The following is a 13,302-nucleotide window of genomic DNA, read 5'->3' on the forward strand; positions in this document are numbered from 1 at the left end:
CATTCGCTCATACGGGCTCTACTTTTCGCTAATCGTTTTTACCATAGCGATATGCTCGATACCCGCATCATCAAAAACATCTCCGTGGGCTTCATAACCGAGTTTTTCATAAAAGCGCTGTGCGTGTGTCTGTGCATTGAGCTTCAACGTTTGGTAGCCTTCGGCGCGAGCTGCTTCTTCCATGGCAATCATGATTTGACGTCCCAGACCTGTACCGCGCTCTGACTTGGTGACAGCTACACGCTCAATTTTTCCTACACCTGGTGCATAGGGGCGAAGGCGGCTCGCACCTACTGGCTGCTCTTCTTTGTATACCACGAAATGGGTCGTTTTGCTATTCGCTTCGTCGTGTTCATCCATTTCAATATCCGCAGGTACCTCTTGCTCTTCGATAAAGACAGCCTTGCGGACGGAAAGAGCATCGGTCATTTCTTTTGCTGAGCTGACGGATTGAATCTGATAGGTTTGCTGGTTCATTTACGTACACGTCCTTTTGCTACAAAAAGATTCCTCCCTGCCGCATTGTACGGGAGGGAGGTAGTTATTAGCAGCTTACTTATTTAATAGGAAGGTCTGGTAGACACTCCAAATGCCGTCTTCCAACTGGTAAATCAAGTGGAAGCGGTCGACTTCACTCGTTAAATCAAGCTTTGCCATGCTAAGCTGACCTGTTACATCCCGCAGCTCATCGTCGGACAGGTCGCGTCCAATGGTTAGATGCGGAACGAAAGCGTAGGTTTCTTTTTCAGCTACACATTGGGTAACGATTTTTTGGTGCAGCTCGTTAAATGGCTCCTTGTTTTGGACAGCCATGTAGATGACGTTGTTCGTCGGATGGAAAGAAGAAAAACGATGAAATTGGGCAGTGAAGCTATCAGTAGAGGAGGCAACCTGCTCCAGATGGCTAACCAGCTCTGGCAGCTTGGATTCGTCCAGTTCGAAGCCTTCTTTTAAGCGTATATACGGAGGAACCAGGGCATACGTCTGGTCGTAACGCTTGCGGTAAGAATTGGCCACTTCTTGCACCTTGCTGGATGGGAAAACTACGATACTGTACATCATAAGAACCACTCCTCCTTCACTATCTATCATGCTTTTACATCATACTATTTTAACAGAAAATTCTTCATTTGTGTAATGTTATGCGTGGGACCGTATAATCCCGAGGCCGCAGGAAAGACTGTGTAGTGCAAGGAGGTGCCGTACAGCATGTATATGGCCATGATGATCACATTCATTTTTCTTGTCCTGCTCCTGCTGTCTGTACTGACTTTCACCATCCTGTCGGCCATCCGCAAAGTGGAGTTCGAAGAGGCACTCGTGCCGGCAGCGAAGGAAGAAGGTCCGCAGGAAGAACAACCACGGTAAGTTTACCCGTAAAGCGTGCGCAGCATGCGAGGTAAATTGGCTTGCCAGTGGCCCCAAGTATGGTCACCCTCGAAGGTCTCATAGACCAGGGTGGCCATTTTCTTTTGCAAAATAGCGCAAAGCTCCTCATTGGCAGCAACGAGATCGAGCATTCCGCGTGCAGACTGTACTGCCGTTTCTTCTGTTCCAACCTCCAAATAAAAGCTCTGGGGCACTGAGAAAGCAGTATCGGCTACACGCTGGTTCAACTCGGCATCCATGGCTATCGACTGACATGCCACCTGTCCAAACGTGTGCGGGTAGGAAAGCGCAGTAAACAAAGACACGACGCCACCCAGTGATTCACCCAAGAGCGTCCGTCCATTACCTAGAGGATGTGTAGAATAATGCGTGTCAATGTAGCTAACCACTTCTTCCGCCAAAAAACGGCGGTAGGCCATATGCTCCTGCCCATCCGGATGGTAGCGGATTTGCCGTTTCGCTTTGTCCACTGGAAGGAAGACGGCTAGTAGATCAGGCAGTTCTTTGTCATCAATTAGTTTGTCCAACAATGTTGCCATTCTGCCCATCGCCAAATAATCGTCTCCATCCTGTACGTAGAGGACCGGATAGGAGTAGAGCGGCGAGTAGCGTTTCGGGGTATAGACAATCAGTTTTTCCGGGGATCCCAAGTGCCGACTGTCCAAGATCATTTCCTCAAGAGCCACAACAGAGTCCTCCTTATAGGATGTTCTGGTGATTATTATACAGGAGTGAGGAGTACTTGCCCAAGAGTTTCGTGTGCTTTGGAAAAGTGAAAGATTGTCGCATTTTTTTCACCGTGTGATACTATGGTAGAAAACGACTTCACTCGATTTGCGGAAGGGGTTGTCTCTTATATGAAGAAGCAAGTTCACAGCATCGAAGTCAGAAACGCTGCCCTGACACGCCTGGCAGAACGCGGCGTCACGGTAGAAGATATCGCGGAGATTGTCTATCTCATGCAGTCCCCGTACCATCCGGACTTGACCATGGGACCGTGCGTCGAAAGCGTAAAAGCCGTATTGGAAAAGCGCGAAATGCAGCATGCCATTCTGGTTGGCATTGAGTTAGATACGTTAGCAGAGAAGGGTTTACTATCCGAGCCGCTCCAATCCATCATCGCAACAGATGAAGGACTATTCGGATGCGACGAAACATTGGCGCTAGGCTCCGTATTTGGATATGGAAGCATCGCGGTTACTACCTTTGGCCATTTGGATAAGCACAAGGTCGGGGTGATTAAACGATTGGATACAAAAACATCTGAGGGCCGTGTGCATACGTTTTTGGATGATTTGGTGGCAAGTGTGGCTGCTAATGCGTCCAGTCGGATGGCTCACCGGATGCGGGATGAGCAGGAGGCCGAGCTGGCGAGGGTAGAGGCGCTAGGACAGCATGAGGCTGAGCTGCGAGTCGAGGAGAAAGGGAAAGGGTCTGAACAGGCTGGTTAGGGCTGAGGGAATTGTTACCTAACTATCTATGAGTGTTTGGTGGGAAAAGCCATTTTCTTTGCGGGAGCTTTTTTGTATGTGAGGCGGTTGGGGTGGTGAGCTGCTTTGTGTATGGGGGAGGGAGCTGTGGAGGGGTGGCTTTTTTGGTTTGGGGTGGGGGAGGGGAAGAAAGGTTTAAACCTTCGGATTTGTGATCGTGTATCCTTTAAGGTTGTACTTTACTTGGGTTTTTTAGTGTTCTTTTGGTACGAGTGAAAAAAATTACAAAAAAGCATTATTTCCTCTTGAAAATGAAATTGAGATGCTGTATAGTAATAAATGTGATCGACGTCCGAGACGATTCGGGCCCTTAGCTCAGTTGGTCAGAGCGGTCGGCTCATAACCGATTGGTCGTAGGTTCGAGTCCTACAGGGCCCACCATTAACCGATTACATTTACATAACAAGTCCCATGATCCGGTAGCTCAGTTGGGAGAGCACCATCTTGACAGGGTGGGGGTCGCTGGTTCGAACCCAGTCCGGATCACCATAACAGCAAGCGTAAAGCCCTTGAGAAAACAGGGGTTTTTTGTTTTATGCTCTGATTAACCACAGTCCATGTCCTCCAATTTCTAAGGTTTGGGTGGCAAATGGGTGGGATTCGTTTTTGGGTGGCATTTTTTAATGATTGGGTGGCAAAACTATTCATTAACTGTTGACTTGAAAAAGCTCTTCCCAAACTCTTCAGCAACATCTTTTTGTAGACTAGGTAAAACGTGTGTGTAAGTATCGAGTGTAATTTTGATGGTGGCATGTCCCAACCTTTCGCTAACTACTTTGGGATTTACACCTTGCACCAGTAGAAGCGTAGCATGGGTATGACGCAAGTCATGAAAACGGATTTTTGGGACATCGACTGTTTTTAGTAAACGTTGAAATGTCCTGTTGAGATTTCTAGGTGATTGTGGAGTTCCCAAAGTCGTGCAGACTACAAGGTTGTTGTCTTTATAGCTTTGTCCACACGCTCTTTTTTCTTCTGCAATCATTGATTTATGTCTTTTTAAATCGCCAATTACTTTATCTGGAATGGTAATAGATCTTCTGCTTGCTGCCGTTTTAGGTAATGAGGAGAATTTTCGTCCATCATGCGATAATGCTTGCTTTACATAAAGAATCCCTGTTTCTAGGTCAACATCCTTCCACCTCAATCCTAAAATTTCCCCTTGTCTCATTCCGGTTGTAAGAGCCAATAAAAACGCGACATAGAGTCTATCCGCTTTAGCATGTTTCAGAAATGTTAATGACTGTTCGTTGTCCCACAGAAGCATTTCTTCTTTAGTAGCCTTTGGCCTATCTACAGGATCAACTACATTTTTTGATACCATTTGCCAGCGTTCAGCTTTATTTAGTGAATCCTTAATGATAGTGTATATTTTTTGCATAGTTGAACCAGCGTAATTGTTCTTACTTAATTCAAGCATGAATTTTTCAACACGTTGGGGAGTAATCTTAGAAATCTCTAGATCGCCCAATGCTGGAATGATATGCAGACGTACCCAGTCGTTGTAACTTTTCCACGTGCTTTCTCTTACGCTGATCTTTTTTGAGTCGAGCCAATCTGTAAGATAGTCCATGTAAAGTACTCTAGATGGTTCAACGTAATCCCCTTTATTTGCGGCACTTAATAAATCGGCTAATGCTTGTTGAGCCTCTTTCTTGGTTTCAAAGCGCTTTTTCTTCCGAATCCTCTTTCCGTTCTCATCTACTCCTAGTGTTGCTTCGTAATACCAAGAATCCCTTTGTTTGTCCTTTTTGACAAAACCAATCGCCAATAATATCACTCCTTTAAAGTTAGTGAGTTTCGGGGTCTTACAAAGGAAATTATAGCATGAAATCAATTGATTACCTATTTGATGTTGTTAATTCTAAGTTGTCTTTCCACCCATTCTTGATTCTTTTCAAGTTTAGGGATGGTCATGCCACAGTCTCATCACTATGTCCAAAGCACCAGTAATATTTGGTATAATTAGTATGGCATTGGGGCTTAGGAACAAAATCAATATGTCAAAGGAAACGTGTATCACGTATTGAAAGGTGATAGAAAAAATGGTTATCTACTACCACGGAACAAATGAAATGAATGGCTTAAGCATATTAAATGATCGACTACTAATGAGAACTAGTGCTGAAAATTCTATTTATGGTGTTGGAGATGGACATTGGCAAACGAAATCGGGCTATGTTTATCTTTCGACTACTATTGAAAAAGGAATGGATTTTGCATTAAGTTCAATTAAAAAATTAGTTGAGCAGAAAATTCCGTATAGTACTGTATATGTCTTTAAAATAGCCCTGCAGGACGATATTGAACTATATCCTGATATGGATGAACTTGAAATTCATGGATTTGTCGATGATGATAGCGATCTAGGCTGGACGGCAGAGGAAAGTGATGCATTGACCGATTCAATATCTGTTAAACAAGGATTTAATTTTGGGGGAGCAAGTAATTGAGTACGCAATTGTTCAGATCAAAAGAGAACCCAATGGAGTATTGATGAGCATATGAAAGACATTCAGTGGATTAACATTCTATAAAAGATGGTTTTTACGAAGAGAGAGAAAAGATGAAACGGATATCTATAACATTAACTGGGATCGAAGGCAATATTGAAATGTTTGTCGATAATTGCCTCACCTCGGAGTTTAAAGCAGCAAAATACGAAATTCAACCACACAAAGGCGAAACAAAGAAAATAGTCATCAAGGATGATGAAGCTAATATACAATTTATTAAAAAGAAGGCAAAGATGTACGGAATACAGGAATAAAATGAAAGATTCGATATAGAAGCGAGGTGCAAAAATGGATAATCAAAAAGAACAATGCCCGAAATGTGGATGTTATGAAATCGGAAGAGGGAAGCAAGCTGGGCATGCGGCAGTACTTCCTTTTAACAAGTTTTTTGCTCTTGGGTCAACTATAGTTCATAGAATCTGTACGAATTGTGGCTATGTTCTTGAGAGTTATGTTGAAAAGCCTTCCAGATTTAAAGAATAAAGCGGTGATTTGATTCAATTTGAAAAGGAGAGCAAAACAAAATGGAGCGAAAATTATTAGGTCAAGTTGGAGTAGATTCTGGGCAAATGGTAATCATCGACCCTTGTTACATTGAAAGTGAGTGGCAGGGCAAAGAATCAGTACTTGGTGTTGATTTTTGGGGCCAAGGACAAGAGAAGATATTAAGTTTACTAAAAGGTGATGGGATTCATGTAGAACGTATTGGGGGTAAGTGTAGAGTCATGACCAATGATGCCGAAGCAATGATTAAACGAATTAAATTCCTTTCAGAAGACATTAAACAAAAAGTAATGGCCGTTCCTTATACCGATAGTACATATGATAAAGTTTGTGATATCACATTAACCGAGGATCAAGGAGGACAATTAAACTATAAGATGGGCCATGCGGGATTGGGAGTCGCGTTTAATTCTGGTCTTGGAGATGGGACATATAACGTTTATGCGACCTATAAGGACATTGAGGGATGGGGTAGACGCATTGTAAAGGTTGAAATTGAACTATTGGATGACGAGTATCTTGAAGATATAAATGAACGCTTTGGAAATAAATGAAATGAAAACGAGATTTGATGGATGAAAAATTTGACGAATAGAATACCCAACATTTTTAAACAAGCAGGTTTGTTCATTGTAATACTCGTTATATTTGGGTTTTCCTTACAAAAACTAGAATACGCGACGGTAATCAGTCTTGCAGTTGCTTCTTTAGTAAGCTACTTAGTTTTTGAAAGAAAGCGCTGGTCAATAGGATTAATTAAAAATAGGTTGATTTATGATTTCTTAAAAGGACTGCTGGGAGGATCTCTAGCACTCATTGTTATTTTTACCATGATTTATTTCTTTGGTGGGCATAAAATAACAGGAATCACTTTTAATACTAAAGCAATTCTAATTTGGACAGTCACATGTTTAATTGTCGCTTTGTCAGAAGAGATTTTTGTTAGAGGATACATTTATGGACTTCTAAAGTATAAGTTTGGTGAAATAGCATCCTCTATAGTTAGCTCTGGCCTTTTCGCTGCATTTCATCTTACTAGACCGGGAGTTGGCTTAATTGCAATAGTTACATTGTTTTTTGCTGGACTATTGTATTCATACATGAGAGAAAAATCTGGAGCAATCTGGCTTCCAGTAGGCTTTCATTTTGCTTGGAATTTCACTTCTGGAATTTTGGGCATTTGGCGTGATGAGATGATTTTGTTTAAAACAGATTTATCTCAGAACCATTTGATTCATGGTGGAGTCTACGGCATTGAAGGTAGCTTAATAACTTCGTTATTCTACTTTATGTTGACAGTGATAGTCTGTATTCAAATTTTACGGGGTGTTGAGCTAAGAATCCAAATAAAAAGGTAAGTTGATTGGATGTGATTTTTGCATGAGCAGAAGCTACTCATTAATAGGGAAATTGAGGCCTATCAATAACGATACATTCAATAAAGAAGAATTTCCACTATATTATGATCGTGTACGAGATTATCTTCCAAACGTTCCTGAATGTGTTTTTGAAAACTGGATTCATAGACACTATACAGACTTAGATAGGTATTCATTCTTGGGTTTTGATAAGATGATTTTTACTAGAGAAAAATGGAAAATAGATAAGATTTATCATGATGTGAACTCATTTGATGGTAATCCGATTCTTGATAGATGGGGTTATCAACTTTATGATCCATATAATAATTCTTGGCTAAAAAAATACATGCTAACCAACTTAACATGGAATGTCCCTATTATAGTACTTCAAAATGATCGCTATTCAGATATGGGCAGGCCATATCATTTAATTGAAGGACATAGGAGATTAAACTATTTTCGTGAACTCTATAGAAAAGAAAAGCATAAACTTTTAGATGAGCATGAAATCTGGCTGGTAACTGTTTGAATAAAGCAGCGATTTGATCTGAAGAAAGGAGAAATACATATGGAGCAGCTTACGACTGTATATGTGGAATATAATAAAATCGTCAAGGTGGATGAATTTGGCATTGACCAAGATGGTCACACATATGGCCTGTACGTATTTAACGAAACACACTCAGATTATGTGTTTGGCTTTGATTGGAATGAGATTGAGATGTTGAGCGACAAAGACATATTAGAAGAGATTAAAAAGCTTAGAGAGCAGTATTTACATGAGTGTGTCCAGAAGAGAAATGGCTTCTACCGAAATGAAGTATGGATTTCGCTGGATGGAATCTAAGTAAATTACTTTTTATGGAGAGTGACAAAATGCAACTTACAAATGCGGAAGCTATTAAATCAGTAAATAGTGGTAAAACAGTTAAGAATGATACTGCTGATGGGTATGTGACCATTAGGAGAAAGGCAAAGGGCGTTTATGAAATCAAAGTCTTTACAAATGGAGTTGCCGAACCAACAGTAATGAATGGAAACGTACAAAGTCTTATGAAGACATTGAATAGATATGAGTCTGGATGGCAGTTGAACACTTAGAATAAAATGTCGTAATTATAGAGAAGGGGTGGTTACATAGTGGAAGCTCAAAGTGTTTTCTCTTTTATTAGTTCTGTAGGAATGTTCGCCTTAACTGGTATTTATGTATATTACACTGCCAAGATTCTTAAGGCAAATCAGAAAATGTTTCAGGAAACTGAGAAGACAAGAGAACAAGATTCAATGCCAAATGTAATTGCATATTTCGATCAACAAAAAATAAATCAGCTAAATTTTGTAGTTGAGAACATTGGTAAATCAGTTGCAGTAGATACTTTTATCAAGCTTGAACCAGTTATTAACTTTCCAAAGGAGACATATTTAGATGAAAGCAACTTAATTAATAACACCCTTCCAACAATCGCACCAAAGCAAAAACTAACTACATTTGTAGAAATGATGTTTGGAATGAAAAATAACGAAGGTAAAAATCCTATTTTTAATGCAATAATCACTTTTCATGATATTAATGGAAAGAAATATGAAATGAAGTATGTACTTGACTTAAATATGTGGAATGGAACAGCAAGAATTGGAGATAAGAATTTGCATGATTTAGTTAAAGCTGTTGAAGAAATTAACAAAACCTTAGAGAAATCTAATTAAATTGGCATTTCATCTAAAAAAGGGAGGAGTCTATGTTCAGTAGAAAGTAATAATTTTTCTTGTGATGCTTCTTATTACAAGCCCATGATGCTGATTTTACAAAAGGGTAATCCAGAAATGCCTCTACATATAGATACTAAAGTTATCGATGAACTTGTTGCGCTGCTCACGGAGGAAAAGAAGCAGTTTCGCTAAAATGATGGTTTGATTAAAAAAGTAAAGGGAGATTTGTAGTGAAGATAACAACTAAATTGGCACTAGTTAAACATTGGCAATTATACAAGATTAGATACATCATAGCGATGATATTTCTGCTCATTCTTATATCAGTTTATGTACAGTCAACTAACTGGACAAAAACAAACACCGATGTAACATTTCAACTATTCAAAGATCCAGGATTCACTGCCATTTTTGGGTCATTGGTTGGTGCTATTATTGGTGGAAGTATGTCAATATTTGCTGCAATATATGTATACAAGAAGCAAGCCAGTACAAAATCTATGGTGGAAAAAAAGAACGAAATTTATAAGCCGTTATACAATAATATGATAGAAACACTAGAAATTTTAAATCAAAACCCATATCCATCCTTTTTCGCTTTCCGTAAATCTCAACAAACAATTATCCCCCATCCACAATTTTATGCTTGGATTGAAATCAAAGGTGATTCAAGAAGACTTCTGATTCCTAATTACTTAGTTAAAGAGATGGATAAGTTTGAAATATTAATAGAAGAATATTTAACAATGAGACCATCAGCAGCTGCTAGTATCCAGACGAAAATCAACGCTGTCCTGCAAGAAAACTACAACAGTAGCAACAGAATTGCAAATTTGGGAGATACAATACTGGGATATGTTGCCACTAGGAATATAGAAGCGGTGACCGAACGTATTTTTATTCTTAATGACACTATAGACATTACTAGTGAACAAAAAATTGAAGCAACAATAGAAATTATTAGAGAATGTTCAACTTTACCTGAAGTTTTTGCGATAATAAAAACTTATTCAAACTTAAATGACCAACTTAATGAGCTTATAACAATCTTTGAGGATATAATTGATTTAATCAACAAGAAGTATGAAAATCATAGTAAATTGTATTGAGAGTGCATAAAATGTGAGATTTATGAAAGTGATTCCCAAAATACTAATGTAGTATTTCATCTATAAGGAGACCTCATAATGTATTTACATATCATTTGGAATGATTTGTTACAGGATAGTGAGTCGATAGAAATATTACAACAACAAAAATCATTATTTCAGACACTAGATGAGCATGAGATAGAAGAAGCGTTAGTTACTATCAATTCGGATTTTATAGGGGAAGCATATCCTCATTTGTTTGAAATAACTTCGACGCATGAGTCAGTAGAGAAACTTAGAAAAGTCATCGAGAAAGATGGTTTTTCGATCATTTACTCAGGATGGATTAGATTACAAAGAACTTTTAATTTCTATTTATTTTGTCATAACACATATGGCAAGCACCCAAGAGGTATTAGCATTTATTGGTGATCTAGTAAGCAAAATGAATAGTGTAAACCAAATTACTGCTAAGAAGCTGCAACACTTAATGGGATATATTGAAAATGGAGAGTAATACCAGTATCTATTCCTGTGCTGGTCTTTATCGTATAATCACCAATGAGGTGATTTGATGTCATTAACAGTAAAGATCAACATTAAAGACGATAAAGGAAAAGAAGCAGAGTTAGAAATACAGGAAACAGATAACTTAAGCAAGTTAGTTATTATTCAAAATGTATTTAGTCTTTTTGGTATCGAAAAGGATATCTTGGATCAAGTTAACGAGTTTGAGAAAATTGACAAGGCGTACAGTAACTTTTTTGAGAAGATGAATCAAGAAGAGAAGAATAAAGAAATGGAAGATATAGTAGCGGATGAAAGTGATGACATTAAGGAACAAATGATAAATGGTTTACAGCAAACCGAGGAACTGAAGCAAGTATATGAAGCTGTTAATGATCAGCCTGAGTGGGTCAGGACAGGTATTAAGGTCGATCCTGATGGTCGTAAGAGATATAAAAGTAGATATCACTGTGTTATCTGTAACAACAAAGGAACACATTATATTTTTGAAGAAGCTTCAGAGATTAAATGTCATTCTTGTAAAATGAAAATGCCAGTGTCACCAGCTCATCCAAAGGGCTTTAGAAATGAAATGGATAATTCCACTAACTCAGACTCCTTTGGAAATTATTTCAGAGCTGGTGATTATTTAGATTGGAAATTGACCTAAAGTAACATGGAGGATGTAATGGAAGAACCATCATTTTGGGCTACTGTACTAGGTTCTGCGGTACTAGGTGGGTTCGTAACAGCTATATATTCGAAGATCAATAATGACAAGAATCTTTCTCTAAAATACGTTACTGAAGAAAGACAGAAGTGGAGATATAAAATCAAGGAGCAAGCAGCCTTTATATATGCGAATCCATTAGAAAATGAAGAAGACATTCGTGAATTCAATTTAGTATCGGCAGAGTTCCGACTTAATTTGAATCCTCTTCCAAGCGACCCTGATCACATAATAATACACTACGTGAATCTAATTCGGAAGTATCCGAAGGATGAGGAATGGCGAAATAAGTTCATTGTTCATGTTGCATATATGCTAAAGCATGACTGGGAAAGATCTAAGAAAGAAGCTGGAATTCGAAAAGGGAAGCACGTAGAAAGAGAACATCCAAAGTAATTATGATGAAATACTGTTTCATTGAAAAGGGGTATTGTTTAATCTGTGGGAGAAATTAATTGGATTACTGTGCTAACCAATTCAATAATTAGTCTCATTTTGAGTTTTACTATGTTTGCTTTTGGCTTGAGAGCAGGAAAGGAACGAACGGATCGAGTAAAATTAAGAGAAACATACAGGGAGATCTATTCTCATATAAATAAACTTCTTGAGGGGATATCAGAAAATAAGCCATTGAACTGGAATCATTTCCAAAATTCCGCTCATTCGGACTCTAAACCACCATGTAAAGAGATGATGAAAACAGGTGAACACCTAGAACTATCAAAGAATTTATTCCCAAACATCGTTGAGTTAGAAAAGGATTGTTTGATATACGGATGGCATTTTAAGCAGTTAACGCTAAAATCTGGTGAGTTAGTTATAAAAGTTCTAGAAGAAAACTCCATTCCATTAAAAAAAGAACAATATCGCATATTAACTACAATTGAGAATAGTGACGATAAAGATGGTTCATACATTGAAATAAAACCTACAAATCTATTGTCTGATCAAAAATATGAACAATACTTAAACAGAATTTCTAATAATGATATTGGCATACATTTTACTTATGTTGATCAATCAAAGGTTATTTTTTCAATCTACATTAGAAAATGTGACATTCAACACATTAATATGGCAAAAGTGTTTTCGGAAATAAGGACGCTATTAGAAAAAAATCAAGATGATTTTATGAGTAAAAAAGATGAGATTTTAAAGCGATTAGAGAAAACTTTATTGATGTTAGGTAAGTTAATAAAAGATCCCCATTCGTTTTGGGGTACATTAGTAAATACTTTTAAGGATTTCTTCAGATGACATGTTATTATCACAAAGTCCGCAAGGTAGAATCAAAGACTGGTTTGATAGGAGGAATTATATTATGGGCTTGAAGCGATTTGCAAGGTCATTTCGTATCGAAGAAAAAAATGATATCCACCAATTGAAATTACTACTAGAATAATTGTGTCCAAAATAGATTCCCTTAAAAAGGAGAAAGAAAAATCGAACGTAGAAAATTTGTGGGATTCAATTTAGCTAAAATACGCATTATATTATGACTCTGCTGGGAGCAGAGTCTTTTTTTCTTGCATCGAATTATGAATGGGTGCATAATATAAGAACGAGTGTTCTGTATAAGGGGGTGTAAACACTGTGACTAAGAAGATAGAAAACCTGTTTGAGAGTATGAGATGGATTTTACCGGAGCACGAGCAGCAATTTTAGAACATAACAGTGAGCGAAACCTTCACGAAAAACCTGATGTAGACGATGATGACTTTGGAGAAATGTGCTTCAGAATTTATGATAGTACACGGTATGATTACGCAATTGAGGTTAAGTGGTTTCAATCAGCAAAAGGGAAATTAGGCACTCTGGAGTCATCATGGGGAGTTGTGAGAGAGATTGATGTTAACAAAATGAAATTTAAGCTGGTATCCGATTGGGAGTCGCACTGGATCAAGGTTGAATATCTTGTTAGTGTTACCAAATAAAACACTACTCTACAAGTAGGTATATATTTCATTAAACACTCCCATCATTTGTGAATGCTAATCTAATTCT

At 38.3% G+C, this 13,302-nt stretch carries 21 protein-coding genes and 2 tRNA genes; 19 read left to right on the top strand and 4 right to left on the bottom strand.

Translation table 11 applies throughout. From position 1 onward, the window contains the following. Window positions 1-18: 18 nt before the first annotated feature. Together ACIFQN_RS08585 and ACIFQN_RS08590 are read right to left on the bottom strand one after the other, a co-directional pair. Window positions 19-477: a GNAT family N-acetyltransferase gene (locus ACIFQN_RS08585; protein WP_429832592.1), complete on the bottom strand. Its 459-nt coding sequence runs from the start codon at window positions 475-477 to the stop codon at window positions 19-21. Between the two features lie 75 nt (window positions 478-552). After that, entirely contained in the window at window positions 553-1,062 is a 510-nt protein-coding gene (locus ACIFQN_RS08590) for a 2'-5' RNA ligase family protein (RefSeq protein WP_429832593.1), read from the bottom strand. A gap of 147 nt (window positions 1,063-1,209) precedes the next feature. Here ACIFQN_RS08590 and ACIFQN_RS08595 point away from each other — a divergent pair, with 147 nt between their 5' ends. Then, on the top strand, window positions 1,210-1,368 hold the full coding sequence (locus ACIFQN_RS08595; protein WP_429832594.1) for a hypothetical protein: 159 nt from the start codon (window positions 1,210-1,212) through the stop codon (window positions 1,366-1,368). A gap of 2 nt (window positions 1,369-1,370) precedes the next feature. Here the strand turns inward: ACIFQN_RS08595 and ACIFQN_RS08600 are convergent, their stop codons facing one another. Next, the gene (locus ACIFQN_RS08600; protein ID WP_429832595.1) at window positions 1,371-2,075 is read right to left on the bottom strand and encodes an alpha/beta hydrolase; all 705 of its coding nucleotides are present in this window, start codon (window positions 2,073-2,075) and stop codon (window positions 1,371-1,373) included. A gap of 171 nt (window positions 2,076-2,246) precedes the next feature. On the opposite strand from ACIFQN_RS08600, the gene ACIFQN_RS08605 reads away from it, so the two are divergent. The 3 genes from ACIFQN_RS08605 to ACIFQN_RS08615 all read left to right on the top strand — a co-directional run bounded on the left by ACIFQN_RS08605 (window position 2,247) and on the right by ACIFQN_RS08615 (window position 3,368). After that, the gene (locus ACIFQN_RS08605; RefSeq protein ID WP_429832596.1) at window positions 2,247-2,840 is read left to right on the top strand and encodes a phosphatidylglycerophosphatase A family protein; all 594 of its coding nucleotides are present in this window, start codon (window positions 2,247-2,249) and stop codon (window positions 2,838-2,840) included. 343 nt (window positions 2,841-3,183) lie between these two features. Further along, window positions 3,184-3,260: transfer RNA gene (locus tag ACIFQN_RS08610), tRNA-Ile, on the top strand. A 32-nt stretch (window positions 3,261-3,292) separates the two neighbouring features. Next, window positions 3,293-3,368: transfer RNA gene (locus ACIFQN_RS08615), tRNA-Val, on the top strand. 151 nt (window positions 3,369-3,519) lie between these two features. On the opposite strand, the gene ACIFQN_RS08620 is transcribed toward ACIFQN_RS08615, so the two are convergent. Further along, the gene (locus ACIFQN_RS08620; RefSeq protein WP_429832597.1) at window positions 3,520-4,650 is read right to left on the bottom strand and encodes a tyrosine-type recombinase/integrase; all 1,131 of its coding nucleotides are present in this window, start codon (window positions 4,648-4,650) and stop codon (window positions 3,520-3,522) included. A gap of 274 nt (window positions 4,651-4,924) precedes the next feature. Here ACIFQN_RS08620 and ACIFQN_RS08625 point away from each other — a divergent pair, with 274 nt between their 5' ends. The 15 genes from ACIFQN_RS08625 to ACIFQN_RS08695 all read left to right on the top strand — a co-directional run bounded on the left by ACIFQN_RS08625 (window position 4,925) and on the right by ACIFQN_RS08695 (window position 13,232). Continuing rightward, window positions 4,925-5,332 carry a hypothetical protein gene (locus ACIFQN_RS08625; RefSeq protein WP_429832598.1) on the top strand — a complete coding sequence of 136 codons (408 nt, stop codon included), beginning with the start codon at window positions 4,925-4,927 and terminating at the stop codon, window positions 5,330-5,332. Window positions 5,333-5,445: 113 nt separating this feature from the next. Then, window positions 5,446-5,649: a hypothetical protein gene (locus ACIFQN_RS08630; RefSeq protein ID WP_429832599.1), complete on the top strand. Its 204-nt coding sequence runs from the start codon at window positions 5,446-5,448 to the stop codon at window positions 5,647-5,649. Between the two features lie 34 nt (window positions 5,650-5,683). Next, entirely contained in the window at window positions 5,684-5,878 is a 195-nt protein-coding gene (locus ACIFQN_RS08635; protein WP_429832600.1) for a transcription initiation factor TFIIIB, read from the top strand. A 41-nt stretch (window positions 5,879-5,919) separates the two neighbouring features. After that, on the top strand, window positions 5,920-6,453 hold the full coding sequence (locus ACIFQN_RS08640; protein WP_429832601.1) for a hypothetical protein: 534 nt from the start codon (window positions 5,920-5,922) through the stop codon (window positions 6,451-6,453). Window positions 6,454-6,474: 21 nt separating this feature from the next. Next, window positions 6,475-7,257, top strand: a complete 783-nt coding sequence (locus tag ACIFQN_RS08645; protein WP_429832602.1) for a CPBP family intramembrane glutamic endopeptidase — start codon at window positions 6,475-6,477, stop codon at window positions 7,255-7,257. A gap of 22 nt (window positions 7,258-7,279) precedes the next feature. Next, a complete protein-coding gene (locus ACIFQN_RS08650) occupies window positions 7,280-7,789 on the top strand; it encodes a hypothetical protein (protein ID WP_429832603.1) in 510 nt (169 codons plus the stop codon). A 39-nt stretch (window positions 7,790-7,828) separates the two neighbouring features. After that, window positions 7,829-8,107 carry a hypothetical protein gene (locus ACIFQN_RS08655; RefSeq protein WP_429832604.1) on the top strand — a complete coding sequence of 93 codons (279 nt, stop codon included), beginning with the start codon at window positions 7,829-7,831 and terminating at the stop codon, window positions 8,105-8,107. Between the two features lie 29 nt (window positions 8,108-8,136). Beyond that, entirely contained in the window at window positions 8,137-8,361 is a 225-nt protein-coding gene (locus ACIFQN_RS08660; RefSeq protein WP_429832605.1) for a hypothetical protein, read from the top strand. 39 nt (window positions 8,362-8,400) lie between these two features. Further along, window positions 8,401-8,967 (top strand): hypothetical protein, encoded by a 567-nt coding sequence (locus ACIFQN_RS08665; RefSeq protein ID WP_429832606.1) that lies wholly within the window; start codon window positions 8,401-8,403, stop codon window positions 8,965-8,967. A 233-nt stretch (window positions 8,968-9,200) separates the two neighbouring features. Further along, on the top strand, window positions 9,201-10,079 hold the full coding sequence (locus ACIFQN_RS08670) for a hypothetical protein (RefSeq protein ID WP_429832607.1): 879 nt from the start codon (window positions 9,201-9,203) through the stop codon (window positions 10,077-10,079). 78 nt (window positions 10,080-10,157) lie between these two features. Next, complete coding sequence (locus ACIFQN_RS08675) at window positions 10,158-10,493, top strand: hypothetical protein (RefSeq protein WP_429832608.1); 336 nt, start codon at window positions 10,158-10,160, stop codon at window positions 10,491-10,493. 142 nt (window positions 10,494-10,635) lie between these two features. Then, window positions 10,636-11,238, top strand: coding sequence for a hypothetical protein (locus ACIFQN_RS08680; protein WP_429832609.1), 603 nt, complete (start codon window positions 10,636-10,638; stop codon window positions 11,236-11,238). A gap of 18 nt (window positions 11,239-11,256) precedes the next feature. Beyond that, on the top strand, window positions 11,257-11,694 hold the full coding sequence (locus tag ACIFQN_RS08685) for a hypothetical protein (protein ID WP_429832610.1): 438 nt from the start codon (window positions 11,257-11,259) through the stop codon (window positions 11,692-11,694). 45 nt (window positions 11,695-11,739) lie between these two features. Further along, window positions 11,740-12,555, top strand: a complete 816-nt coding sequence (locus tag ACIFQN_RS08690) for a hypothetical protein (protein WP_429832611.1) — start codon at window positions 11,740-11,742, stop codon at window positions 12,553-12,555. 374 nt (window positions 12,556-12,929) lie between these two features. Further along, window positions 12,930-13,232: a YolD-like family protein gene (locus ACIFQN_RS08695; protein ID WP_429832612.1), complete on the top strand. Its 303-nt coding sequence runs from the start codon at window positions 12,930-12,932 to the stop codon at window positions 13,230-13,232. Window positions 13,233-13,302 lie beyond the last annotated feature (70 nt).

The organism is Brevibacillus sp. NRS-1366 (assembly GCF_050467985.1).